The sequence below is a fragment of the Fredinandcohnia onubensis genome, from assembly GCF_002734215.1.
GTDB classification, from domain to species: domain Bacteria; phylum Bacillota; class Bacilli; order Bacillales; family Bacillaceae_L; genus Ferdinandcohnia; species Ferdinandcohnia onubensis.
This window is the reverse complement of the sequence record NZ_NSEB01000010.1, coordinates 16460-42617: the sequence shown is the minus strand read 5'-3', so window position 1 is coordinate 42617 and position 26158 is coordinate 16460. Positions and strand designations below refer to the sequence as shown.

At 37.8% G+C, this 26158-nt stretch carries 28 protein-coding genes; 1 reads left to right on the top strand and 27 read right to left on the bottom strand.

What is annotated here, in order from left to right; all coding sequences use genetic code 11:
- Positions 1–12: 12 nt before the first annotated feature.
- From panC to CKK03_RS11585, 8 genes are all read right to left on the bottom strand, one after another.
- Positions 13–870, bottom strand: a complete 858-nt coding sequence (gene panC, locus CKK03_RS11620) for a pantoate--beta-alanine ligase (protein ID WP_099362748.1) — start codon at positions 868–870, stop codon at positions 13–15.
- 2 nt (positions 871–872) lie between these two features.
- Complete coding sequence (gene panB / locus CKK03_RS11615) at positions 873–1706, bottom strand: 3-methyl-2-oxobutanoate hydroxymethyltransferase (RefSeq protein WP_099362747.1); 834 nt, start codon at positions 1704–1706, stop codon at positions 873–875.
- A gap of 311 nt (positions 1707–2017) precedes the next feature.
- Positions 2018–3004, bottom strand: a complete 987-nt coding sequence (locus CKK03_RS11610; RefSeq protein ID WP_502306325.1) for a biotin--[acetyl-CoA-carboxylase] ligase — start codon at positions 3002–3004, stop codon at positions 2018–2020.
- Positions 2989–4173, bottom strand: coding sequence for a CCA tRNA nucleotidyltransferase (locus CKK03_RS11605; RefSeq protein WP_099362745.1), 1185 nt, complete (start codon positions 4171–4173; stop codon positions 2989–2991). Before CKK03_RS11605 ends, CKK03_RS11610 begins: the two co-directional genes overlap by 16 nt.
- A 15-nt stretch (positions 4174–4188) precedes the next feature.
- Positions 4189–5322 carry an N-acetyl-alpha-D-glucosaminyl L-malate synthase BshA gene (gene bshA / locus CKK03_RS11600; protein WP_099362744.1) on the bottom strand — a complete coding sequence of 378 codons (1134 nt, stop codon included), beginning with the start codon at positions 5320–5322 and terminating at the stop codon, positions 4189–4191.
- A 50-nt stretch (positions 5323–5372) separates the two neighbouring features.
- The gene (gene mgsA, locus CKK03_RS11595) at positions 5373–5792 is read right to left on the bottom strand and encodes a methylglyoxal synthase (RefSeq protein WP_099362743.1); all 420 of its coding nucleotides are present in this window, start codon (positions 5790–5792) and stop codon (positions 5373–5375) included.
- 14 nt (positions 5793–5806) lie between these two features.
- Entirely contained in the window at positions 5807–6607 is an 801-nt protein-coding gene (dapB, locus tag CKK03_RS11590) for a 4-hydroxy-tetrahydrodipicolinate reductase (protein ID WP_099362742.1), read from the bottom strand.
- Positions 6608–6620: 13 nt separating this feature from the next.
- Positions 6621–6956 (bottom strand): nucleotide pyrophosphohydrolase, encoded by a 336-nt coding sequence (locus tag CKK03_RS11585; protein ID WP_099362741.1) that lies wholly within the window; start codon positions 6954–6956, stop codon positions 6621–6623.
- Between the two features lie 149 nt (positions 6957–7105).
- On the opposite strand from CKK03_RS11585, the gene CKK03_RS11580 reads away from it, so the two are divergent.
- The gene (locus CKK03_RS11580) at positions 7106–7972 is read left to right on the top strand and encodes a YitT family protein (RefSeq protein ID WP_099362740.1); all 867 of its coding nucleotides are present in this window, start codon (positions 7106–7108) and stop codon (positions 7970–7972) included.
- Positions 7973–8017: 45 nt separating this feature from the next.
- On the opposite strand, the gene CKK03_RS11575 is transcribed toward CKK03_RS11580, so the two are convergent.
- The 19 genes from CKK03_RS11575 to trpE all read right to left on the bottom strand — a co-directional run bounded on the left by CKK03_RS11575 (position 8018) and on the right by trpE (position 26016).
- The gene (locus CKK03_RS11575; protein ID WP_099362739.1) at positions 8018–8695 is read right to left on the bottom strand and encodes a zinc metallopeptidase; all 678 of its coding nucleotides are present in this window, start codon (positions 8693–8695) and stop codon (positions 8018–8020) included.
- A gap of 118 nt (positions 8696–8813) precedes the next feature.
- Complete coding sequence (ypjB, locus tag CKK03_RS11570; protein WP_099362738.1) at positions 8814–9614, bottom strand: sporulation protein YpjB; 801 nt, start codon at positions 9612–9614, stop codon at positions 8814–8816.
- Between the two features lie 261 nt (positions 9615–9875).
- On the bottom strand, positions 9876–10466 hold the full coding sequence (gene lhaT / locus CKK03_RS11565; RefSeq protein ID WP_099362737.1) for a lipoprotein heptaprenylglyceryl N-acetyltransferase LhaT: 591 nt from the start codon (positions 10464–10466) through the stop codon (positions 9876–9878).
- 124 nt (positions 10467–10590) lie between these two features.
- Positions 10591–11358, bottom strand: a complete 768-nt coding sequence (locus CKK03_RS11560) for a menaquinol-cytochrome c reductase cytochrome b/c subunit (RefSeq protein WP_099362736.1) — start codon at positions 11356–11358, stop codon at positions 10591–10593.
- A 160-nt stretch (positions 11359–11518) separates the two neighbouring features.
- A complete protein-coding gene (gene qcrB / locus CKK03_RS11555; protein ID WP_099351676.1) occupies positions 11519–12193 on the bottom strand; it encodes a menaquinol-cytochrome c reductase cytochrome b subunit in 675 nt (224 codons plus the stop codon).
- Positions 12194–12196: 3 nt separating this feature from the next.
- On the bottom strand, positions 12197–12712 hold the full coding sequence (locus CKK03_RS11550) for a Rieske (2Fe-2S) protein (RefSeq protein WP_099362735.1): 516 nt from the start codon (positions 12710–12712) through the stop codon (positions 12197–12199).
- Positions 12713–12902: 190 nt separating this feature from the next.
- Positions 12903–13361 (bottom strand): YpiF family protein, encoded by a 459-nt coding sequence (locus tag CKK03_RS11545; protein ID WP_099362734.1) that lies wholly within the window; start codon positions 13359–13361, stop codon positions 12903–12905.
- A 123-nt stretch (positions 13362–13484) separates the two neighbouring features.
- Positions 13485–14021, bottom strand: coding sequence for a ReoY family proteolytic degradation factor (locus tag CKK03_RS11540; RefSeq protein ID WP_099351679.1), 537 nt, complete (start codon positions 14019–14021; stop codon positions 13485–13487).
- A gap of 105 nt (positions 14022–14126) precedes the next feature.
- On the bottom strand, positions 14127–15380 hold the full coding sequence (locus tag CKK03_RS11535; protein WP_099362733.1) for a tetratricopeptide repeat protein: 1254 nt from the start codon (positions 15378–15380) through the stop codon (positions 14127–14129).
- A 21-nt stretch (positions 15381–15401) separates the two neighbouring features.
- Entirely contained in the window at positions 15402–16340 is a 939-nt protein-coding gene (locus tag CKK03_RS11530) for a hypothetical protein (protein WP_099362732.1), read from the bottom strand.
- Between the two features lie 127 nt (positions 16341–16467).
- Positions 16468–17766: a 3-phosphoshikimate 1-carboxyvinyltransferase gene (gene aroA, locus CKK03_RS11525; RefSeq protein ID WP_099362731.1), complete on the bottom strand. Its 1299-nt coding sequence runs from the start codon at positions 17764–17766 to the stop codon at positions 16468–16470.
- 41 nt (positions 17767–17807) lie between these two features.
- Positions 17808–18920, bottom strand: a complete 1113-nt coding sequence (locus tag CKK03_RS11520; protein ID WP_099362730.1) for a prephenate dehydrogenase — start codon at positions 18918–18920, stop codon at positions 17808–17810.
- Positions 18921–18976: 56 nt separating this feature from the next.
- Positions 18977–20074 (bottom strand): histidinol-phosphate transaminase, encoded by a 1098-nt coding sequence (gene hisC / locus CKK03_RS11515; protein ID WP_099362729.1) that lies wholly within the window; start codon positions 20072–20074, stop codon positions 18977–18979.
- A 15-nt stretch (positions 20075–20089) separates the two neighbouring features.
- Complete coding sequence (trpA, locus tag CKK03_RS11510) at positions 20090–20899, bottom strand: tryptophan synthase subunit alpha (RefSeq protein WP_099362728.1); 810 nt, start codon at positions 20897–20899, stop codon at positions 20090–20092.
- Positions 20862–22094 carry a tryptophan synthase subunit beta gene (gene trpB / locus CKK03_RS11505; protein ID WP_099362727.1) on the bottom strand — a complete coding sequence of 411 codons (1233 nt, stop codon included), beginning with the start codon at positions 22092–22094 and terminating at the stop codon, positions 20862–20864. The genes trpA and trpB overlap by 38 nt, the downstream gene beginning before the upstream one ends.
- Entirely contained in the window at positions 22075–22731 is a 657-nt protein-coding gene (locus CKK03_RS11500; RefSeq protein ID WP_099362726.1) for a phosphoribosylanthranilate isomerase, read from the bottom strand. Before CKK03_RS11500 ends, trpB begins: the two co-directional genes overlap by 20 nt.
- Positions 22712–23491: an indole-3-glycerol phosphate synthase TrpC gene (gene trpC / locus CKK03_RS11495; RefSeq protein WP_099362725.1), complete on the bottom strand. Its 780-nt coding sequence runs from the start codon at positions 23489–23491 to the stop codon at positions 22712–22714. The genes CKK03_RS11500 and trpC overlap by 20 nt, the downstream gene beginning before the upstream one ends.
- Entirely contained in the window at positions 23472–24506 is a 1035-nt protein-coding gene (gene trpD, locus CKK03_RS11490) for an anthranilate phosphoribosyltransferase (protein WP_099362724.1), read from the bottom strand. Before trpD ends, trpC begins: the two co-directional genes overlap by 20 nt.
- Positions 24499–26016: an anthranilate synthase component I gene (gene trpE / locus CKK03_RS11485; protein ID WP_099362723.1), complete on the bottom strand. Its 1518-nt coding sequence runs from the start codon at positions 26014–26016 to the stop codon at positions 24499–24501. Before trpE ends, trpD begins: the two co-directional genes overlap by 8 nt.
- Between the last annotated feature and the right edge of the window lie 142 nt (positions 26017–26158).

The following is a 26158-nucleotide window of genomic DNA, read 5'->3' as shown; positions in this document are numbered from 1 at the left end:
CTCCCCCTTGAATCAAAAAATTTCTTTCACATCAAAAGTTATATTATCAATAAGTCTGACTTTTGTAAACTTGACAGCGATCGCAATAATGATTTTACCAGTTAGCTCAGAAAGCTCGTCAAGCGCAGGGTAACTGTATATTTCTACATAATCGATTGCACCAGATGTATGTTTTGTAATATGGTTCATGATCAGTTCTTCAACCACTCTTGGGTTTCGTTGTCCATCCTCAATGGCCGTTTTAGCCATTTGCAGGCTTTCATATAATCTTGGAGCTTCTGCTCTCTCTTTGTCAGTTAAATTTACATTACGCGAGCTTTTCGCTAGCCCATCCTCTTCTCGGACAATTTCCACCGGAACAAGCGTGATTGGGAAATTAAAATCAGTAATTAAACCATCCACCACAGCTACCTGTTGTGCATCCTTTAACCCAAAATACGCCCGGTCTGGCTGTACAATATTAAATAATTTGATTAATACTGTAGCCACTCCGTCGAAATGTCCATTTCGTTGTCTTCCACATAACACATCTATTCTTGATTGAACATTTGCAGTCAGTGACATTTTGGACGGGTACATGTCTTCTGTACTTGGGTAAAATAAAATATCAACACCATTTTTTTCTGCGAGTTTGCTATCTCTTTCAAAATCACGTGGATAGGAATCAAAATCTTCATTTGGACCAAATTGAAGCGGATTTACAAATATACTTACAGCTAATACATCATTTTCGCTTCTTGCCTTATTCATTAATGTTAAATGACCTTCATGAAGATACCCCATTGTTGGTACAAACCCAACCGTTTTTCCTCCTAGCTTTAAAGTCTTAATATGTTGCTGCATTTCCTTGATTGATGTTACAACTTTCATGTTCATTTTCCCCCATAAAGGCTTGCAAGCTCTTCTTCTTTCATTGTGTACGAATGTTTTTCATTAGGGAATGACTTTGCTTTAACCTCAGTAATGTAATCTTGAATTCCTTGTTTAATCGGTTCATTTATAGAAGCATATTGTTTCACGAATTTCGGAACACGATCGACTCCATATGAAACCACATCATGGAAAACAAGAACTTGACCATCTGTACCGTTTCCAGCCCCAATCCCAATAGTAGGAATTGAAATGCTATTTGTAATTTCTTCCCCTAATTGTTTCGGAACGCATTCTAATACTAAAGCGATCGCACCTGCTTTTTCTACTTTTTTGGCATCCTCAATGAGCTGCCTAGCACTTTCTGCATCTTTTCCTTGGACCTTATATCCACCTAATACACCCACTGCCTGTGGGGTTAATCCTAAATGCGCAACTACAGGAATTCCTGCTTCAGTTAAAGCCGAAATCGTATAAATGACATCCTTTGACCCTTCGATTTTAACTGCATGTGCACCCGATTCTTGAATAATTCGCGCGGCATTTTTCAAGGCATCAGATCGTGAAACATGATAGGACATGAATGGCATATCCGTTACAATATACGTATCCTTTGCACCACGTTTTACGGCCTTCGTATGATGAATCATATCATCTACTGTTACCGGAATAGTAGAATCATAACCTAATACAACCATACCCAATGAATCACCGACAAGGATCATATCGACCCCTGCTTCTTCTGCAAGCTTTGCAGATGGATAATCATAAGCTGTTAACATGACAATTGGCTCTTTCTTCTGCTTCATTTTCAAAAACTCTGTTGTTTGTTTCATCATTTTTCCTCCTTTTGGCTTTTAAAGCTCGCCTTGTTTAAGGCTGTCCTCGAGTCCTTAAAAGAGGAGATGAAAAACCGATTCGTGGACGTTTTTTGTAAATTCAGTAAAAAATCCTTCTTTCTAAAAAGAGAAAGAAGGATTAAACATTAATGTGTTCGGTAAATTTCATCCCTCTGTCCCAGTCCAATGGATCAAGGCAGAATATAATTGTAAATGACATTGGTAAAACATAAGTGACTGGTGTAGTTCCGAAAGGATACCACCCATTACTTTGAATTATATAAAAGATTCAATATTATTTCTACACTTTATTTATCAGGAAACTCAATATCTGCTGAATAGATATGGTGCAATTTTCCAGATGCATCCTCAAGAAGTAATACACCTTCGTCATTGATTCCAATTGCTTTACCTTCAATTGAACCTGAAAGTGTTCTTGCAACGATTCTCTTGCCGATACTTGTTGCATAGCTCTCCCATAATAACTTCACAACCTTGAAGCCATGTTGTAAATATTCCTTGTACAGTTTTTCAATTTTTAATAAAATTACCTGTACAAGCTTCGCGCGATCAATTTTTTCTCCTTTTTCGATTGCAAGTGAGCTTGCAATTGAATGTAAGCTTGCAGGGAAATGGTTCAATTCTTGATTCACATTAATACCAATTCCAATGATAACTGAATTAATTCGATCAGTTTCTGCCTGAAGTTCTGTTAGAATACCAACAATCTTTTTTTGATTGATTAAAATGTCATTTGGCCATTTTATATCAGGCTCTAACCCTGTCACTTCTTGTATAGCTTGGACTACACCTACTGCCGCCAAAAGTGTTAATTGTGGAGCTTGTGAAGGTGGAATTTGTGGTCTTAATATCATGCTCATCCAGATTCCTGTATGCTTGGGTGAATACCAGGCCCTGTCTAGTCTTCCACGACCTGTTGTTTGTTCTTCAGCCACAACAAGTGTGCCCTCAACAACACCATCGTACGATAGACGGTGTGCAATTTTTTGGGTTGAGGTGAGTGATTCTTCAAAATGAATATTTCTTCCGAGAAATTCGGTTTCAAGACCCAATTGAATTTCGTTGCCGCTAATTTTATCTGGCTTCGTGATTATTCGATAACCAAGCTTTCTAACCGCCTCCAACTCATACCCTTCGTTTCGCAAATCTTCAATATGCTTCCAAACGGCAGTACGTGAGCACCCAAGTTGCTCACTAATTTTTTGACCAGAAATAAATTCTCCGTTAGCATTAGAGAAGACCTCTAATAATCTTTTTCTTATTTCTGATTGCACGATAGAAGCCACTCCTTTATTTTTCCCTTGTTATTTTCCACTTCGTTTTCAAGTATTCCATCTTCAACTTTATAATAGAGATCTGAAACCCATTTTCCTGGTTTTTGATTAAACCAATTTAATAAATCCTCACCCGTAATATCTACATCTGATCGATGCTTAATGGGCAATTTATCATATTCTTCATATGGTGATATTTCTTGTTCAAATCCGAGCACACTTAAAATTCTTTCAACCTGTTGGACACAATTAGCTCCACAATCATATAACAGCCGATTGTTCCAACCACTTTGAATGACATTTTGTATACACGCTACATTTTTTACAACTTGTTCTACAACTTTATTCGGGAGCTTCCATTGCCTTAAAAAAGACTTGCAATCCTCTTTAGACAACAAATAACAAACAAGTGTCCAATATTCAGCTCTGTCTTGCAATTGATTCCAATTGTATGTAGGGAAGTTTTCCAACCCTTTTATTTCATCTTCTAATCCGGGTATGTATTGAAATAATTTTGTCTCAATTAGGACTGGAAAAGCAGCCTGACAACTCGGTCCCGAAAGTAATTTTTCAAATTCGATTGTAATCCGTTCAACTGAAATCTTTTTTAATAAGTATGCATTTTCCATGATAGCAGATTGCGTTTTTTCACAAAGTAAAAAGGACAATTGACTTAAAAATCGGACAGCCCTCATCATCCTAAGGGCATCTTCACGAAAACGTTCAGTTGGATTACCAACTGTTTGAATGACTTTCTTTTCAATCGCTTTCCTTCCATCAAATGGATCGATAATATCTCCATTAATCGTCATCGCAATCGCGTTCATCGTAAAGTCTCTTCTTTTTAAATCCTCATGAAGTGAAGTAACAAACTCCACATGTGAAGGTCGACGGTAATCCTCATACCCTTCTTCCGTTCTAAAGGTTGTCACCTCAAATTGTTCACCCTCATGTAAAACGATTACGGTTCCATGAACGGCTCCGACATCAATCGTTTTAGCAAATAAATCGATGATCTCCTTTGGTAATGCCGAGGTAGCAATATCGATATCACCGATTGAACGATGAAGGAGATAATCACGAACAGAACCACCAACAAAATAAGCTTCGTAGCCATTATTATGTAATGTTGTAAGAATTGCTTTTGCTTTTACAAAAGATTCATCCATCGTCGTGATCCCCTATCAACGTTTTTTCGAAAGTATTGAATAATATAAATCCTCATAGTTATTGACAATTCGTTCAGAATTAAATTTTTGTTGGACGGATTTAATTGCCTGATTTGACATCTTTTGATGTAACTCAATATCAGATAGCAGGTTAATTGCCTTATTTGCAATATCTTTAATATCACCTAGTTCACAAATATAGCCATCTACACCATCTTCAATGACTTCTGGAATTCCACCAACATTTGTACCGATTGTCGGAACTCCACATGCCATAGCTTCAATTAGAACGAGACCAAAGCTTTCTTTTTCAGATAATAGTAGTTTTAAGCCACTGATCGAATATAGTTCAGCAAGGTTCTCTTGTTTGCCTAAAAGAAGGACTTTATCATCTAAGCCTAATTCATTCATTAATTTACAGGCAGTTGTTAGCTCTGGCCCATCGCCAACTAATAACAGCTTTGATTTCACTTCTTTTTGAATTAGGTCAAATGCGCGGATAACATCGAGTACACGTTTTACCTTACGGAAGTTGGAAACGTGGATGATCACTCGCTCATCCTCTTCAATCCCATATTGACTTCGCAAATCATTTACATTTCGTTTGTAATAAATTTTCTCGTCTACAAAATTATAAATCGTCTTAATCTCTTTTTTGGGCTCGATTAACTCATACGTTTGTTCCACAAGTGATTGTGAAACAGCCGTCACCGCATCAGATTGTTCAATTCCAAAGCGTATAAGTTCTGTTAAAGATGGATCATACCCGAGAACTGTAATATCTGTACCATGAAGGGTCGTTACGATCTTCACATCACCGCCCACCATTTGCTTAGCTAAAAATGCACATGCTGCATGTGGAATCGCATAGTGCACATGAAGAAGGTCTAGATTTTCCCTCTTTGTCACTTCTGCCATTTTACTAGCTAATGCAAGGTCATAAGGCGGATATTTAAAAACTGAATATTGATTGACTTCCACCTCATGAAAGTAAATATTTGTATAAATTTTGTTGAGACGAAATGGAAGACTTGAAGAAATAAAATGAATTTCATGTCCTTTTTCTGCAAGTAGCTTCCCTAACTCTGTTGCTACAATACCTGAACCGCCAACAGATGGGTAACAGGTAATCCCAATTTTCAGTTTCATTTACGAATCTCCCACTTCTTCATTAAATACACGTATGTGTATCTAATAACTTACAAATTATTTCCTTCTTGTCTATCACGGATTATTTCACGCCATGAGAAAAATCCTTGTTCAAGGCCATGAATAAGCACCTCAGCCGTTCCCATGTTTGTCGCTAAAGGTACAGAATATACATCGCATAATCTTATAAGTGCTGTTACATCTGGCTCATGTGGCTGTGCAGTAAGTGGGTCTCTAAAAAAGATCACCATGTCCATTTGATTGTTTGCGATCATCGCACCAATCTCCTGATCGCCACCTAATGGTCCGGATTGGAATCTGTGGATTTTTAACCCTGTAGCTTCAGAAACACGTGAACCTGTTGTACCTGTGGCAAACAATTCATGATCCTCTAAAATAGATTTATAAGCTGTAGAAAATTGAACGAGATCATTTTTCTTTTTATCGTGAGCAATTAATGCAATTTTCATAGTTATGTATCCCCTTATTCGATAATATTTTCCAATCCATAAACCAGTACATCGAGGTTCATTACTGTGTCAACCGATAATTTAACACCTGACATGAAAGAAGCCCGGTTGAAAGAATCATGGCGAATGGAAAGCATTTGTCCATTTCCGCCGAACAGTACCTCTTGATGTGCGACAAGTCCAGGTAAGCGGACACTATGTATACGAATTCCGTCATAGTCAGCACCTCGAGCACCTTGAATGGTTTCTTTTTCATCAGGGTGTCCTTGTTCCTTTGATTCTCTAACAGTTGTTAGTAGTTCTGCCGTTTTCGCAGCTGTTCCAGATGGAGCATCGAGTTTTTGGTCATGGTGAAGCTCGATAATTTCCACATCCTGAAAATACTTGGCTGCCATTTGTGAAAATTTCATCATTAAAACCGCACCAACCGCAAAATTTGGAGCAATAATTGCACCTACTTTACGTTCCTCTGCTAGCACTGACAATCTTTCTAGTTCATCTTTTGTGAACCCTGTAGTTCCAACGACTGGTCGTACACCATGTTCAATAGCAATCTCTGTGTGATATTTACCCGTTTCAGGTGTTGTTAAATCAATCAACACATCGGGGTTTGTTTCTTTAAACGCTTCTTTAATATCAGTAAAGATAGGTACGTTAACATTTGAAAATCCATCAATCTCACTTAAGGACAGCCCGTTGTTTTTATGATCGATTACCCCGACTAGAGAAAAATTTTCAGTGTCCTGTACTAATGCTACCGCTTCTTTTCCCATTCTGCCTCTAGGTCCAGCAATTACGATTTTAATTGTTTCCATTCTTTTATCTCCCTTATTCGTTAGTGTCAATACGAGTCCATCTATCTTTATCTCTTGAATTAAATTTATTCATAACAGTATTATGTGCGTCTTCAAGGTCAATGTTCAAGGAATTTGCAAGACAAATCAAAACAAACAACATGTCGCCCGTTTCTTCTGCCATGCTTTTTTCAGTTTCTGTATCCTTTTTAGGTTTTTCACCGTAATAGTGATTAACTTCTCTAGCAAGTTCACCTAATTCCTCTGTCAATCTTGCTAGTAATGCAAGAGGGCTGAAATATCCTTCTTTAAATTGGCTTATGTACTCATCTACTTCTTCTTGTAGCTGTTTCATTGTTTTATCTGCCATCTCTATCACCTCATGAAGTTTCTCTTCTTATGTTAGCTTAAAATATAGAGTTTTGACAAACTTTTCTTTTATATAACATGATTTGTCAGATATTTACCCATACTTTATAATAAAGTGGCAAAATATTACTATCTCGGGGGTAAATCATTTTGAAGTTATCGTTCAAAAGTATCTTTTTTATATTATTAGGCTCTGCCATCTTTTCGTTTGGAATTGTACATTTCAATATGCAAAATAATCTTGCGGAAGGTGGTTTTACTGGAATCACACTTTTGCTCTATTTTCTATTTGAATTCGACCCATCTTATACGAATCTAATATTAAATATTCCGCTGTTTATACTCGGGTGGAAGTTGCTAGGCCGTGTTGCATTTTACTATACAATGATCGGTACTATTAGTGTTTCAATATTTTTGTGGTTATTTCAACGCTATCAGCTTGATATTCCACTTGATGGGGATTTAATGCTTGCAGCCCTATTTGCGGGTGTTTTTATTGGGGTTGGACTCGGGATTATATTCCGCTATGGAGGAACCACTGGCGGGGTAGATATTATTGCAAGGCTTGTTCGCAAATACGTAGGTTGGCCCATGGGACGGACAATGTTTTTATTTGATGCTGTTGTTATCACGATTTCGCTTATTTTCTATCTATCTCCTCGTGAGGCAATGTATACGTTACTAGCTGTGTTTATTGGGGCAAGAGTGATTGATTTTATGCAGGAAGGTGCGTATGCCGCTAGAGGTGCGATGATTATTTCAGAACAGAACGATAAAATTGCAGAAAAGATTTTAAATGAGATGGAACGTGGTGTTACGATTTTGAAGGGAATTGGGTCCTATACGAAACAAGAGAAACATATCTTATATTGTGTTGTGGGTAGAAGTGAGGTTGGTCGCTTAAAGCAGGTCATTATCTCTGTTGATCCACATGCTTTTGTTTCCGTTAGTGATGTTCATGATGTACTCGGTGAAGGTTTTACACTCGATGAGAATAAAAAGCCAATAGAGCGATGAATACAAAAGCCAGTTATCACATTGATAACTGGCTTTTACCTTTTATTATTCTTCTGAACGAGTCATTCCTGTGTACATTAGGATCAATCTCACTAGTTCTAGAACTGCTACTGCAGCTGCTGCAACGTATGTTAATGCCGCTGCATTCAGAACCTTTTTAGTTTCACGCTCTTCATCATTTCGGATTACGCCTGCTGATACGATTTCATTCATTGCCCTTGATGAAGCATTGAATTCGACTGGTAGAGTTACCAGCTGGAATAATACTGCTGCTGCCATAAAGATAATTCCGTATAGCATTAAGCTTGGTATTGTAAAAATCATACCTGCAATAATTAAAATCCATGAAAAGTTTGAGCCAATGTTCGCTACCGGTACTAATGCATGGCGGAAGCGAAGGAAAGCATAATTTTGTTGGTCTTGAATCGCGTGTCCAACCTCATGGGCTGCAACTGCAGCACCTGCGATTGAATTCCCGTAGTAATTGTTTGTTGATAGTCGAACGACTTTTGATCTTGGGTCATAATGGTCTGATAGTACACCAGGTGTTTCTTCGATTCTCACATCATATAGTCCATTTTGATCGAGTATTCTTCGAGCTACGTCCGCACCTGTCATACCAGATGAAGAGGGAATTTGTGAATACTTCTTATATGCGCTCTTTACTTTAATTTGCGCATAAATTGGAATGATAATGATTAAAGCAAAATAAACAAAAATCATTTTTTTTCCTCCATACTTATAGTATAGTTTAATTTTAATTTGAGTAGGACACAAAGTCAATTGACTTGCTTACAAAATTTAATCGCCTAAAAAACAAACAGTGGGTTATGTCCCACTGTTATCGATGATCATAATCTCTTTGTTTTTGTCGCTTTTGTTTATCACCTTTATATTTTCTCCATCCGACATAAATTAATGTGAGAATAATGGCACCACCTGTTGATATCATCACCCAAATAAGTGATGGATCGGCTTCATCCTCTTTCATTCTTTCAAATAAGTTCTTCAGATCCATTTCCATTTGTTCAAGTTGCTGGATTCTTGTAGTCGACTTTAGGTCTTCATTTCGGTACGTATCTAAAAATGCGATATGAGAATCAATTTTTTGAACATCCTCTGGTGTAATATCAACCTCAATACTCGGATGGATCAAATCATATTTTGATAGAAAGACTGTTAGTTGATGATTAAAGCTTTCAGTATCTCCCTCTTCAACAGTATCTTTCATTTGGCCAAATGTCGTCATAATGGAATCTTCCATTTCAGTCCACATCGGCTGGTGCTCTGATCTCATTGCATCAATCACCAAACGGAATTGTGTAACACGATTGATCCTTTCTTCAAAACTGAATGAAGTGGAATTTACAGCTTCAAATGCTGAATTATGGGTCATTGTAATAATTCGAAGGTCATCCATTGAAAATGATTGTTCTCGTTGATTCATTCGTAAAAATTCATTTGAAAAATGTGTTAATAATTGCTTGGCATCCTTGTATCTTTCTTGCCTCACCATTTGTAGTGCCTGATCAGAGATTTGATCGAGCTTTTCCCAATTTTCTTCGTTGGAGGTGGCGTTTATGGATATAGGATGAATCATAACTATAAAGCAAATAATACATATAATTCTAGAAATTTTCATACTTGTCCCTCCTCAAACATCTAGTAAAAATGTATGATAGATTGGACAAGAGTAGACCACTAATTTTACTTTATTCAACAGAAGTTACGAACTTCTGTTGAATAAAGTAAAAAGCCTCCGGCGGATGTCACGATTTTTCAAAGGAAATTTTTCGACCAGTAAGATTAAAGACTAAAAACGCCACTTCATGTGGCAACGTCTTTATGACCCACTTCCTGTGGGCCTAAAAATCGGACGGCAAATACACGAAGGTGTATTTGATTAGATTAACTCTAATTTATATCGATCTTTTTTTATACAAAGAAGATAGGTAATTAAAATTGACACCATACTTAACCAAAATGTGAAGTAGCCGATCTGAGGGATATATTGATCCAACACACTATACCTTGGCATCATAAAGAAAACGTAATCAATTACATCATTATGTAAGGTCCAAACAGCTGCAATTACTAAATGGATCGGCTTTATTCGATAATACGGAGCATATAATAGCCCTTGAATTGCCATTCCTAGATGAGAAAAAATAAGCATATACCCATATATATTAAGGCCGTCCACAAAATAGGTAAGAATATTCATAACTACTGCCCAGATCCCGTATTTAAATAGGGTAACAATCGCCAGCGCTTCAATAAGCGGCCAATTCTTTCTCAGTAAAAACGCGATTAACACAAAACAAAAAAATAAACTTGCCGTTGGGCTATCTGGAACAAAAATTAAAAATTTTGGAGGTGTGATGTTTAGTTGACTCTCATACCAAATATACCCATATATCGTACCAGGTATGTTAATGAGTAACAGAATCCAAAGCACCCAGCGTTGCCCCATTAAATATGTAATCCACTTCATCTATGTACCAACTTTCCTTTTTTCTTACCTCAAGATTCTCTTAAAAATAGTCTCTTTGTCAAGTTAAAAAAGGGTATATTCCTAATAAAAAAAAGCTGACTGTAAAAGTCAGCTTTTTGTTTGATTATTTAGAAGTTACACCTGAAATAAATTCAGCTAGCTTCTGCAATTCTTCATCAGTTCCCTCGAACATACCTGGAGGCATTGCACCTTGACCATTTTTCGCAATGTTTGAGATTTCTTCAGGAGATAATCCGTTATCAACTAACGCCTTCCCTGCTGGTCCCCCTTCAAGGTTACCACCGTGACATCCGATACAACCCTTGTCTTGGTATAGTAAGTATCCTTCAGATTCTTTATCTACCTCAACTTCTGCTACGATTTTCGCAGATTCCGCTCTTGCTTCCCAGTCTACTTGAGAAGCTGATTCCCATGTTAAGTAAGCAGTAGCAGCAAATGCTAAAAGCATCATACCTGTAGCAATTGGGCGTTTAGAAGGTCTACGTTCAGGACCACGATCTAAGAATGGTGCTAGTAAAAGTGCTCCAAACGCAAGTCCCGGAATAACAAGTGTACCGATTATGTTATAATCACCTGATGCATACGTGTACTTAATCAATTGATACATGAATAAGAAATACCAGTCTGGCAGTGGAATATATCCTGCCGCAGTTGGATCAGCTACTTTTTCCAATGGTGATGGATGTGCTGCTGTTAAGCATAAAAATGCTACTAAGAAAACAGAACCAACTAACCATTCTTTTAAGAGGAAGTTTGGCCAGAATGCTTCTGTTTTCCCAGGATACTCGGAGTAATCCTTAGGAATATGCTTTTTATTACTTACAGGAACACGTGAGTCCCCAACAAATTTCATTCCTTTTCCGCGATGCATAATCAGTCCCCCTCCTTTTTAGAGAATTTACATTACACTCAAAAGAGTTTGTACATATTTTTCATTATACAATCGAGCAAGCTCGAAAATTATTAGTCCATATTAATCCATTGTGTATAGTGCACACTTTACACTTCATAAAATGAAGGTGAATTCCATCCTACAATGGACCAGAAATACCTTGACGACGAATCATGATAAAGTGAGCAGCTAGTAATCCAAATAAGGCTGCTGGTAAGAAGAATACATGAATAGCAAAGAAACGTGTCAAAGTCTGTGCCCCAACAATTTCAGGGTGCCCCGCAATTAGAGTCTTTAAGTAAGGCCCTATGAGTGGAACAGATTCAACAATTTGGATTGTAACTTTTGTTGCGAATAACGCTTTCATATCCCAAGGTAATAGGTAACCTGTTAAACCAAGCGCTAACATAACAAAGAAAATTAAAACTCCCACTATCCAGTTAAGCTCTCGAGGTTTTTTATAAGCACCTTGGAAGAAAACACGTAGGGTATGTAGGAACATCATGACGATTACCAAACTAGCTCCCCAGTGATGCATTCCGCGAACGATCTGTCCAAATGCTACTTCATTTTGTAAGTAATAAACAGAATTCCATGCATTAATGATATCTGGTACATAATACATTGTTAAAAACATACCAGATAGTACTTGGATGACGACGATAAAGAATGTTAGTCCTCCAAAGCAATAAACAAACGCACTAAAATGATGCGCTGGGTTTACATGCTCAGGAACTTCATGGTCTGCAATATCTGCCCAGAGAGGAGTAATATCAAGACGTTCGTCAACCCAATCAAAAATCTTATTTAACATTGATTACTTGCCTCCTCTAGGATTTGGTTTTGCTTTTCCTAAATATAAATAACCATCTTTTACTTCACTTTCAAATACATCTAATGGGCCCATTGGTGGTGTGCCTGGCACGTTCATACCATCCTTTTCATATAAACCATAATGACAAGGACAGAAGAAACGATCTGGGTTAGCTGGATCTTCACCCCAAGAAACTGCACAGCCAAGGTGCTTACATACCGGTGACAATGCAATGATGTCGCCGTTATCTTTTTTATAAACCCATGCTGAATTCGGAACCTCTGATTCATACCATCCATCAACTTGATTTATTTTAAAATCAAATTTTTGAGGATCATTTGAAATCTTATCAACACTTACCACTTGTACCATGTCTTGTTCAGCATCGTGCTGAAGTAATGGGTCAATTGCAAAGCGAACCATTGGCATTAACATACCAGCTGCCATGAATCCACCTACACCTGTTAGAGTATAGTTTAAAAATTGACGTCTTGAAACCCGTTGTTTATTCTCGCTCATTTTTTTCCCCCCTCTATGCTAAGCTAAGTCCACTCCGGACATAATTGTACACATTTAAAACTAGGACATTCTCATGATATATCAATATTTGGTACAGGTCAATAATAGGATTTACCGAAACAATGGCAACTATGTGACTTTCTTAGGAAAAGTAAGGAATTTTTCAATATTATTGCTAAATAATGATGAATTATCTTTGCCAGATGTTCGTAAATAATGTGACAAGTTGTTTCATTTGATCTTGAAGCATCGTTTGCTTGTATTTTTCCTCAACATATTCAAGTGGTAAAGTAGGAAGCCAAATTAGGGATCCATTTAAATCGGATTCCACCTGTTTCCAGCTGCTATCAGACGTGATAAATATCGTATGTTTCATACCACCACTATTTAGATCGCTTGTCCACTGATTTAATCGAACTTTCGCCATTTCAAGTTCTTCACCATTTGAATACGTGAACGCAGGAAATAAGATAATTCTTCCTTTAAATTGACGTTCCACTTCATTTGAAAGAATGGCAATGAACTCCCCCATCGAAACCGTGTTTTTTAAGTTTCCTTCAAGCGAAACTGGAATGAGTGGAATAACAGCTGTATCAACATATTCCTTAGCTTGAATATACACATCCATATCCTTGGTTACCCATTTCATTATGTATGCTTCCTTTCTCAATCGCGTTATGTAGTAATGGTAAACTCCTAAACTACCATACCATATTCTGGACAAATAAAAAAGACTGACACACTTTGTCAGCCCCAATGTTTGCACAACCCTCTATAATTGTTTAAGTTGTTCAGTTAGTCTTTTAAACGCTGTTTCATCCTGTTTGTCAAGCGCCTCATCAATCCTCTTCAACAGATGTTCTTTTTGAAACATATGAATGGATTCCTCAAGAAACTTTTTCGCCAGCTCTTTATCCTGTTCGTTCACTTGAAGATGTTTAGGCATATATGGATTCTCTTCAAGTACAGCCACATAATTCGGAGAATGGAAGGAGGATCTGAAATTTAGTTGAATATAAATTTCTTCTTCCCTATTTAGTCGAATATCATGAAATGACTTTTCAGCATCAGTGGTCATGACATTTTCCTTATAAAAACGGAAGGGTACATCATCAACACAATGAGTCGACATAATGATTCCTCGAGGGCAGTATTGGGCTTGCTCGACAAAGTGGACATTTTTCATGAGTTGGTCATGGCTCATTAAGTAGTTTAAAATCCAAACACACTCTCTTCTCTTTAGCTGATAATTATTCAGAAACCAGCGAATGAAGTCTTTTTTCTCGTTGACAGATACAGGGGTAGTCATCGCATGCTTCCCTCCTCTGCTAGTATGGAGTAATTTAATGTTATACTTCAACATTGACATCAAAATATCCTTCAAAAGGATGTTAAAAACAACAGAACTTTAAGCTTATTCCAGTTCGGATATTAATTCTTCAATCTCGTACTTCATGGGGTTAAGCTTAAGAAGTTCCTTAAATACTTCGATTGCCTCTTCCCGCTTACCGTCCTCCAATAGGAAATATCCAAACTCTTCTAAAAACTCTGGAGTTTCTTTAAAAGAAGTATATGCATGACGGTAATGGTTTAATGCATCCGAATATTGTTCTAGTTTATTTTTTGCAAACCCCAGGTCCCACTCAAATTGTCCATCATATTCGCCATAACTCATGACATTATCGAGGCATTCCACAACATCCTCGAATCTTTCTTCGCGCAATAGAAACTTTGAAAGTTGTAAAGTTGCTTCCACATATCCTGGATCAATTCCAACTGCAGCCCGAAGGTACTTCTCAGCATTTTCCTTATCTCCAAGCAGCAATGATATTTTGCCTGCATAAAATGTGAGTTCTTTATTTAATGACTCCACTTCAAGGCCCTCTAAGAGAACCTGAAAGCTTTCCGTGAGACTTCCTTCTTCTTCATATGCTTTAGCAAGGTATAAATAAAGTGAACCATAATCCGGGTCTAGCTCTTTTAGTCTAGAAAGAATCTGGATTGCCTTTTTATAGTATTTTGCCTGAAAAGCAGTAACGCCGAAACCAAACAATGTATTACTATCTTCTTGTTTTTTGATTGCTTCTTCATAATAGGGAAGAGCCTCTTCAAATTTACCAGTTGTACTAAAGCTTTCCGCGATTCTGGCATTAACATTTACTCCTGCAATTTCGTCATTATCCTGTAAAACCTTCACATAATAAGGAATACTTTTGCTGTATTCGCCGTGAGTTGAATACAATTCGGCTAAAGCAAAATCAATGATTGGCTCATCCCCTGATTTTTCCTTAGCTAACAGAAGCTTTTGCTCACTGACTTCGTGTAAACCCTGCATCTGAAACAAGTCAGCTTGTAAAACAAGGGATTCCAAATAGACTGGGTCATCATCTGAAATTTGCTCGAGAATATCAATTGATTCCTCTTCCATATCTAGATCAATCATGATTTCTGCCAGAAATACAAAGAGTTCACCTTCATCAGGGTATCTTGCGATTAATTCCTCAACGATTTCTTTGGCTTCTTCGACAAAGCCCCATTTATAGTAACTTTCTGCAATGGTGTATTTTTCATCATCATTGGAGTATTCTCTTAGCTTCTTTAAAGCTTTGAGGCCTTCTTCAACATTACCATCTTCAACTAATTGAATTGCATTCTCTAATCTATTCATGAAATCATTAACTCCTCTTACCTATCTCTCTTTCACCAATCCGTCCGTATCATACGAAGATGCAAAAAAGCCAGGTTTTTTTACTATACATTCATTACCATAGCCGGAACGAAAGTATACATTAGCATCTACTTTTGTAAAATTACCTTTATGCATGGTGATTGTGGGTATAAGATTATGATAATCGAGAGTTGGCTTTTCATCAACTGAATAGCCTATAGAATCATGCTCATATAAATTATAATCTAGTTCTCCACCTACGCGTATATCCCCTTTGTCAGGATAAATCCCAATCTTTTTTAACATATCAAAGGACAATGGTTCATTCTCAGTCGGACAAACCGGTATCGTTGGGATTCGATTCTCTTCAGTCATCACTCTCCACATCTCGTCTTTTCGATTACTATTAAATATCGCCTTCTCCTTCACTTTCCACTCAGGGATGATTGGAATTTGGAAAGAATGGTAGGATTCCCTAATCCAACCCCATGGCACCTTGTATAGATCGTCCACTTTTTCAATTGTGACAATAATGACCGGGATTTTTTTTCTCCTGCAGGCTACAATGATAGATGGTGTTAAGGCTTCAAGGGGAATACGAACGCCTAAATAATAATCAATTGGACTATTTAATAGGTAATGCCTTGTATTCTTTAGAGTATTGGCCAGTTCGCGTTCGCTCTTTACGTCGCTAATGACTAGTAAGGTTGTACAGCCTTTTCTTAAGTATTTTTCTGTCACTTCCATTTTAAAGGATTGAAATGAATGCCCTTTCGAAAAGGAGTAGTTAATCATAACATGACCAGGTGTTAATAAGTATTGTGATAGGTTTGTCTTCATAAAAGAGAGTCTTTTGAGGTTTTCTTTCATATAATCCACGCGTTGATTTTTTATAAGAATTGAGCATGTTATGACCCTATTATCCTTTAACACATTCGCTTTTTCTAATATATATGGCATCAAACCTCCCCTTTCGCAAATCTTAGTCTTAAGACAAGCTATGCAAAAAGTGGTGGATGTATGTTAGTTTTTGTTCTTTATAAAACAGAAAACCCATGGAAATTTAGTTTTCCACGGGTTTTCATTCTTAATCTTCCTTTATTAATAAATCAAGATGTTCAAAAAAGCTTGGGTACGAAACTTTAATGGAATCATAATCTTCAAGAGAAACATCATCACCCGCAATACATGCTGCAACAGCTAGCATCATGCCAATTCTGTGGTCTCCATGACTATGAACATGTCCACTCGTTAATTGTTTCTTCTCACCTGTTATAATCATTCCATCTTCTGTCGGTTCAATTGAAGCTCCAAGCTTAGATAGTTCACCGACAACTGTGTCAATTCGGTTTGTTTCCTTTACCTTAAGCTCCTCGGCATCTTTAATAATTGTTTTACCTTCAGCCTGTGTTGCCAAAAGCGCGATGACTGGAATCTCATCAATTAACCGCGGAATGAGGTCACCACCAATTTCAATCCCTCTTAATTCAGATGTTTGGATTGTTAAATCAGCAATAGGTTCGTTATTTTCCACTCTCTCGTTCTCGATTTCTAGACGTGCTCCCATATTGACCAGCACATCAATAATTCCTGTCCTTGTTGGATTCATTCCAACGTTTTTCAGTGTAATTCGACTGTTTGGTACAATCGCCCCTGCAACAAGGAAAAACGCTGCAGACGAAATATCCCCAGGAACCTGAATATTTGTCCCTATGAGCTTCTGTCCGCCTTTTACTTTAACAGTCAGACCTTCCTCTTCAACATCGCAGCCATAGGCACGTAGCATGCGTTCAGTATGGTCTCTTGATTTATGCGGCTCTGTAACAGATGTTGCCCCTTTCGCATTTAAACCTGCTAAAAGAATAGACGATTTGACTTGTGCACTTGCTACAGGAGAAACATAGTCAATTCCCTGTAATTCGCCACCTCGAATTGAGAGTGGAGTAAAATTCCCATCTTCTCTTCCATCGATTTTTGCTCCCATTTGACGCAATGGCGCTGTTACCCTCTTCATTGGCCTCTTTGCAATTGACTCGTCCCCAATCATGCAAGTATGAATTGGAATACCGGAAAGAAGTCCGACCATTAGTCTTGTGGTTGTGCCAGAATTACCTGTATCTAATACTACATCTGGTTCACGTAGCCCTTCAAAACCTACTCCTTCAATTTCAACATGGTCCTTATCCTGTGTAATTTTCACACCAAGTTTTTGAAAACAGCTAATCGTACTTAAGCAGTCATCTCCAGGTAGAAAATTATCTACAACTGTTTTCCCTTCTGCAATTGCCCCAAGCATAATAGAGCGATGGGAGATGGATTTATCACCAGGAATATCAATCGAACCATTGAGGCCTGTAATATTTGTACGTAACTTTATTGAATCCATATTACCACTCCTAATCAAATACCCCATGTATATTTTACACGCTATCCATTAAATGTTTCATAACTCGTCTTGCTTTCAATACATAACTTAGCCTTGGCGCGATCCTCGTCACTTTGGAAACTGATACGTAACGCACCATAGATTTCTTCTCTTGTCTCAATAATTCTGATATTCGTAATACTAATTCTTTCTTGGGCGAGAAGACCAGTGATTTCCGAAACGACACCAGGGTAATCCGGAATATCAACATATAAATCATAGAATGAAGGTATAGCACCCTTTGTACGAGTAGGAAGTCCATCGCGAAAATTTTTGGCATCCATAAAATAATTATAAATATCATCGCCATTTCCACTTGCTACAAAGTTTCGGATTTGTTCCATTTCGTCAATCCAATTTTCAAAAAGATCCAGTAATACATTTCGATTATGTAATAATATATCACGCCACATAGACGGATTACTAGATGCGATTCTAGTAATATCGCGAAAACCTCCTGCTGCTAATGGACGAACCAGTTCATTTTTCTGATCATATTTTAGCGCCTGATGTACAAGACTAGCTGCAACAATATGTGGAAAATGACTAATTACACCAGCAACACGGTCATGCTCCTCAGGAGTCATAATAACAAAATTTGCTTTTGTTCCCTTTAATAGTGTTTTAAGTTGCTCTACACCAAGCTTACTAGAAGGAGATTCATTATGGGGTGTAAAAATATAAAAAGCATTCTCAAACAAATGTTCCTTCGCAGCAACAACACCACTTTTATGAGAACCAGCCATTGGATGGCCGCCGATAAAGGTTACACCAATTTCCCCAAAAATCGAATTTGCTGTATGAACAATTTCCTGTTTCGTACTCCCCACATCAGAAACGATGACATCTTCTTTTAGCTCATATGAGCTGAGCTCCTGAATAATGTCAATGGTCTGCTTTACTGGAACCGATATAAAAATATAGTCACAAGTATGTACGACATCCTCTAGCTTAAATACCACTTCATCAATCACTTGTAACGTTTTTGCCAATAGTGATGATTCTGTATGGCTATCAAAACCATAAATTGTAGCACGAGGATGTTCCTTCTTTATCGCAAGTGCAATTGAACCCCCTATTAAACCAAGTCCAATTACTAATATGTTTTTTCCCATCTCATCACCACCGATAATAGAAACACTAATGGGGGTTACATTGAACCCCCACAGTTTTACTTCTGTTGATTTTCTAGCATCTCTGAAAGTATCGCTATAAGTTCACTATTTTGTTCTTCTGTGCCAACAGTAATTCGAAGGCTAGTTGGAAAGCCTAGAGCATTTCCTGAGCGAACAATGAAGCCACGCTCCAATAAATAGTGGAACACATTATCACCTGGTTGTTTAAAATCAATCAAAATAAAATTTCCAAACGATGGATAATAAGATAATTGATTTTCCTCACAGAAACTATAATACTGCTGCAAGCCTTGTTTGTTTTTCTCAACATAAGAGGCGATGAATTCTTGATCATCTATTGCAGCAGCTGCTGCTATTTGACCCACTCGATTTGAATTGAACGGCTGACGGACAGGTTCAATTTTATTAATGAAATCACTATTTCCAATTGCATAGCCAACGCGAAGCCCACCTAGGCCATATGCCTTTGAAAAAGTCCTTAATACAAGTAGGTTAGGGTAATCATTTAGAAGTGCAACTGTATTTGGATAATCCTTTTCATTTGCCGCAAATTCATAATAAGCTTCATCCATTACAATTAGGACATGCTTTGGAACTTGCTTCAAGAAATGATGAAGTTTTTCGGAGTTTACATACACTCCTGATGGGTTGTTTGGAGAGCAAACCCAAATAATTTCCGTATTCTCGTCGATTTGCTTGAGCATTCCATCAAGGTCATGATGACCATCAATTAGCTCAACCTCACGTACTTCTGCCCCTTCAATAATGGCATTATGCTTATACTGCGAAAATGATGGATTGGCCATAACTGTATTTTTGCCGGGTGCAAGCAATGCAGCCGTAATAATGTGAATGACATCGTCAGACCCATTCCCAAAAAGAAGTTGTGAACCATCTACACCTAAGTGCTTTGCAAGCTTTTCTCTAAGCTCTGTTGCATAGCCATCAGGGTAAATCGCAAATGAGTCCAAGCTGTTTTTAACTGCTTCTTTTACTTTTTCTGAGCATCCATATGGATTTTCATTTGAAGCTAATTTCACAATCTTTTCTAAACCGTATTCTCTTTTTACCTCTTCAATTGGTTTTCCTGGTTGATATGGTTTTAAATCTAATAACTGTTCCTTGATATTCATCTGAAGCTACACCTCTTAACTGTTAATTGGATGCAATACATCATCTACAAAATTTTTAAAATGGGATAAGGCGGTAGCTCTTGTTTCTTCATTAACTAATTCTGGTAGATACTCTTCGATCTTTTGGATAAGGGCACTTCCCATGATCACCCCATCACAATGGTCTTTAAGTGCTTCTACTTGAGAAGAATTAGAAATACCAAACCCAACTGCTACAGGAATAGTACTATAGCGTTTTACCTCTTGTAAAAATGAGTATACCTCATTATTAAGCGAATTTCGAACACCCGTTACACCAAGTGATGAAACACAATATAAAAACCCTTGTGCATTCGAAGCGATCTTTTCAATTCGATTTGAAGAAGTTGGTGCAACTAGAGAGATAAATTTTAATCCCTCATTATCACATTTTTTTCTGAGGTCTTCACTTTCTTCAAAAGGAAGGTCGGGAACAAGTAGTCCGTCAATACCATTTTGTCGCGCTAAAGCGAAAAAGTTTTCTTCTCCTAATTGTAGCACAGGATTGTAATAGGTAAAGATAATTACTGGAATTTTTAGACCTTTTTTTCTCATTACCGAAACAAGATTCATTGAGTTTTCTAGTGTAACCCCATTTTTAAGTGCACGCCCAGAAGCTCTTTGAATAGTAGGACCATCTGCTAATGGATCTGAATATGGAATCCCTAATTCTATGATTGAAGCACCAGATTCCTGTAATGTTAGTGCGATTTCAACTGTCACATCAGGATGAGGATCCCCTGCCACGATAAATGGGATAAATAATTTTTCAGCCTTGGGTAATCGGTTCGTAAAGGTTGTGTTCATTTTTAGCTCCCCCTTCTTCTAGATATGTCATTAGTGAGTGAACGTCTTTGTCTCCTCGTCCGGATAAACAAACTAAGATTGATTCTTCTGGTGACATTTCTTTTGCCAACTGGATTGCTTTAGCCATTGCATGTGCGGATTCGATAGCTGGGATAATTCCTTCAACACGAGTAAGTAATTGCAATGCATCGAGAGCTTCCTGATCGGTTACACTTTCATATTTCACTCTTCCACTGCTTGCAAGATATGCATGTTCAGGGCCGACACCAGGGTAATCCAATCCAGCAGAAATGGAATATGGCTCTGTAATTTGGCCGTGCTCGTCTTGAAGAAGATACGTAAGCGAACCGTGAATAATACCTTTTGTACCTTTCGTAATTGTTGCTGCGTGTAACAATGTATCGACACCTTTTCCCGCTGCTTCAGCACCGACCAAACGCACATCATCATTTAGAAACGGATAGAACATCCCAATCGCATTACTTCCGCCACCTACACAGGCAACTACTGTAGAAGGCAATTGATTTTCGCGTTTTAAAAACTGCTCTCTTGCTTCATCACCGATAATTCGTTGGAAATCACGGACCATTTTCGGATAAGGATGTGGACCTACTACCGAGCCAATCATATAGTAGTGATCATCACAATTTTGTACCCAGTAACGGATTGCTTCATTCGTTGCATCCTTTAATGTTTGATTTCCACTGGTAGCTGGAATTACTTCAGCACCTAAAAGTCTCATTCGAAACACATTTAACTTTTGCCTCTCAATATCCTCTACACCCATAAAAACCTTACATTCCAATCCAAATTTAGCTGCTACTGTAGCAGCTGCAACACCATGTTGACCCGCTCCTGTTTCAGCAATTATTTTTTTCTTACCCATTCTTTTTGCTAAGAGAGCTTGACCAATCGCATTGTTGATTTTGTGCGCGCCAGTATGATTTAAATCCTCACGCTTTAAATAGATCTTCGCCCCACCTAATACTTTCGTTAGTTGATCAGCATATGTAAGTGCTGTAGGTCGACCTGAATATTCTTTTAAAATACGAGTATATTCGTTACGGAATTCTTCATCTTGATATGCTTCGTCTAATGCCTTTTCGATTTCTTCTAATGGCATCATCAGTGTTTCCGGTACAAATTTTCCACCAAAATCTCCGAATCTACCATTTTCATTTGGTACGTTCTTCAAATTTATCCACCCATTTCTCAATAGTTTGTATGATATTGTGATCTTTCTTTCCTTCATATTCAATCCCGCTTGAGATATCAAACCCGTCGATCTTATAGCTTAGTAGGTTTTCAATATTTTCAGGTCCTATTCCGCCTGCAATGAAACAAGGAACCCCTTGTCGATTTGCTTCTTGTTGATAGATCGGAATTGACTTCCAATCAAATGTGATACCAGAGCCACCCCAAACATTTGTTACCTTTGTATCAACAACATAACCATCTGCTACATCAGCAAACTCCTCCATCGTTCTTAGAGCTTGTTCATCATGATGGATAACCTTCCATACATTAGTCCCGGTCTTCTTTTTTAAGTGTTTAATAAAATCAACAGACTCTGAGCCATGACATTGGATAACGGATAAAGGGACATTTGCCAATACAGTTTCTATCTCTTCCAAGTCTGCATTAACAAAGATCCCAACGGTTTGTTTATCGTGCAGATCAATTTCTTGTAACCATTGTTTCACATCAACAGGATTTACTTTTCGCTTACTGGTTGCAAAAATAAATCCGATATAATCCGCTTTGCTTTTTGCAACCACTTGTAAGTCCTCATATGATTTATTTCCACAATATTTAATGAGAGGTCGTTGCATGAGGGACCTCTCCAAACATTTGCTTAATCCCAATCCCTGGAGACTCTGCTCGCATAAATGCTTCTCCGATAAGTGCTGCCTTTGCCCCATATTCAATAATTGACTTAATATCTTGTGGAGTGTGGATTCCACTTTCACTCACGACAAGACTATCTACTGGAGCATCCTTTGCAATTTCTTCTGTATGTGTAATCGAAGTTTCAAACACTTTCAAATTCCGATTATTAATACCAAGGATTTTAGGTGTAAAAATGCTACACACCTGTTCTAGGGTTTCCCTAGAATGGACTTCAACAAGACACTCTAAGCCTTTTTCATACGCCTCGCAATAATATTCATGTAATTGGTTTGGCTCCAGTGCTTCTCCAATTAATAAAATCGCATCTGCACCGATTTTTTCGCTTTGTTTAATCTGCTTTGCATCAACGATAAAATCCTTCCGAAGAACAGGGATGTTTACATTTTTCTTAATATCCATTAAATATTCAATAGACCCCTGAAAAAATGGTTCATCCGTTAATACTGAAATAGCGTCAGCTTTTGCTTCTTCATATTCTGTTGCAACCTCGACTGGATGAAAATCCTCTCGTATCACACCCTTAGAAGGCGATGCCTTTTTCACCTCAGCAATGATACCAAGGGAACGATTAGGATTAGATAGCGCTTCATATAAAGAGATTCGCTTTACAACACTGTCAATCTCAGGATACTTAATGTTTTTAACTTCAATTTTCTTCTGTTCAAGAATTTTGTTTAGCAAAATACTCCACCTCACGATTTCTTAGCTGTTCAAATTGGTTTCTTGCTATTCCCATTACAAGTGCCTCTCTTGCCATTTCAACACCTTCACGAATACTGTTCGCTTTTCCTGAGATGTAAATAGCTGCACCAGCATTGAATAGTACAATATTCGTTGCACTTTGATTGGCACTTCCATATAAAACATCCCGCAACAGGTTTGCGCTCTCAACCACGGAAGATACTTGAATGTCCTTCATATTTCCACGGGGAAGGTCGACATCCTCAGGTGAGAGGACAAATCTTGTAATCTTTCCATCTTTTAATTCCACAATATCTGTTTCAGTTGTGATACTGCATTCATCTAGCCCATCACGTCCTGAAACAAATAAAATATGCTCAGAACCGAGTTTTTGAAGGGCATATGCCATCTTTTCAGCGTACTCAGTTGAGTACACACCTAATACTTGCCTTTTACATCTAGCTGGGTTTGCCATTGGCCCTAGTAGGTTAAAAATGGTTCGAAATCCAATTTCCTGTCTCGGTGTGACTGCATGTTTCATCGCAGCATGGTAGATTGGGGCAAATAAAAAGCTCATATTTCGTTTATTTAATGCCTCTTTCGCTTCTTCTTTGCTTGATTGAATCTTAACACCTAAATATTCTAAAACATCCGCACTACCACTTTTTGATGACACTGCTCGATTCCCATGCTTTGCAACTTTTATTCCTAAGGAAGAGACAATAATTGCAGCTGCAGTTGAAATATTAAAGGTGGAAGCACCATCCCCACCAGTTCCACATGTATCTATTACGTGATCACTTTCATAATCTAGCTGCATCATATGCTCCCTCATCGCTCTTGCAAAGCCAGTAATTTCATCGACTGTTTCCCCACGAAAACGAAGGATTGAAAGTAAACTTGCAATCTGGCTTGCCGTTGCATCACCAGACATAATCACGTCCATCACTCGATAGCTTTCTTCTTCAGTTAGTACCTCACCAGTGATACATTTATTTAAAAGTTGTTTAAACATGAATATCCTCCTTATCGAATGCTTCTTCTGCTAACTGGATTGTTTGAATTAAGGCACTTGCTTTATTTACGGTTTCCATCCACTCATGTTCAGGAACTGAATCGGCAACGATACCTGCTCCCGCCTGGACGTAAGCAACACCATCTTTTATAATCGCCGTCCGAATTGTAATACAGGAATCTATATTTCCATCAAAGCCAATATAAGCAATGGTGCCGGCATATAAGTTTCGAGCGGTTGGTTCCAGCTCTGAGATAATTTGCATTGCTCGAATTTTAGGTGCTCCAGATACAGTTCCTGCTGGGAAAGCTGCTTGTAACGCATCTAATGGATCAATTTTCTCATCTAATTCACCAGTGACCTTTGAGATAATGTGCATCACATGTGAAAATCGACCAATTTCCATTAATACAGGCGTTTTAACAGAGCCAAATGTAGATACCCTTCCAATATCATTACGTGCTAAATCGACTAGCATATAATGCTCCGCCATCTCTTTTTCATCCTGAAGCAATTCCGATGCAAGTGCTTCATCTTCTTCTTTCGTCTTCCCTCTCCGTCTTGTACCTGCAATCGGGTGAATCTCAAGATGTTTGTTATGAACTTTGATTAAGCGCTCTGGTGAGCTACCTACGATTTCGATATCATTAATCTTGATATAAAACAAATAAGGTGAAGGATTTACCATCCGTAAGACACGGTAAAGCTGAAATCCACTTACTGAGACCGGAATTTCAAAGCGTTGTGATAAGACCGCCTGAAAAATATCGCCATCCGTGATATAGTTCTTTATTTTACTAACAGCATCTAAGAAATCCTGTTTTTCGAAGTTCGTTTTTATATCTTTTACATTCGGTATTTCATGTAATTTTGGAAGTAGTAACATTTCACTTTGCTCTTTGTTTTGAATGATTCGGGACAAATACATATTGATTTTTGAGTGGGCATGATCGAAAACAGCCTTTTGAATCCGATCATCTTCACCGCCGTTTAATCGAACAAAATGAACGACAATCAACTCGCGTGAATGATGGTCTAACGCTAAAATCGTTTCACAAAAGAAAAATTGATAGCGTTCCATGTTTAAATCATTGTTTGAGTGCTCATCTACCTTTTCAAATGTTGAGATTGCATCATACCCAATATATCCAACTGCCCCTCCATAAAAGGGGATTTCGATATCAAGCGGTTTTAAGGCAAGGTAATCCTTAATCCAGTTAAATGCATCCTTCATTGTTGGCTTTTTTACCAAGCTTTGCTGGTTTTCATTTTTCACGTAGTAGTGACCTTTATTTTCATCCATAAACAGGAACGGCTTTAAGCCAATAAATGAATACCGAGACCACTCGGATTCATGATCCTTACTTTCAAGCAGAAAGGATGCTTCATTTTCTAGGTTTTGAAAAATTTGAATGGGTGTCAACGTATCAACTAAGAAACGTTTGACAATCGGAATTGTCCGATATTGTTCTGCATCGGACGCAAACGAGGAAAAATCATACGTATTCATTTAGCTCACTCCTCCATATAATATGGAGAATGAGGATTTAGGAGGTATTTGAAGATAGGAATCGCTTTTTGAATTAAAAAACGATAAAAATAAACAACCCAAAGACACATTCGTATCTTTGGGTAGAAGTAACATAACTAAA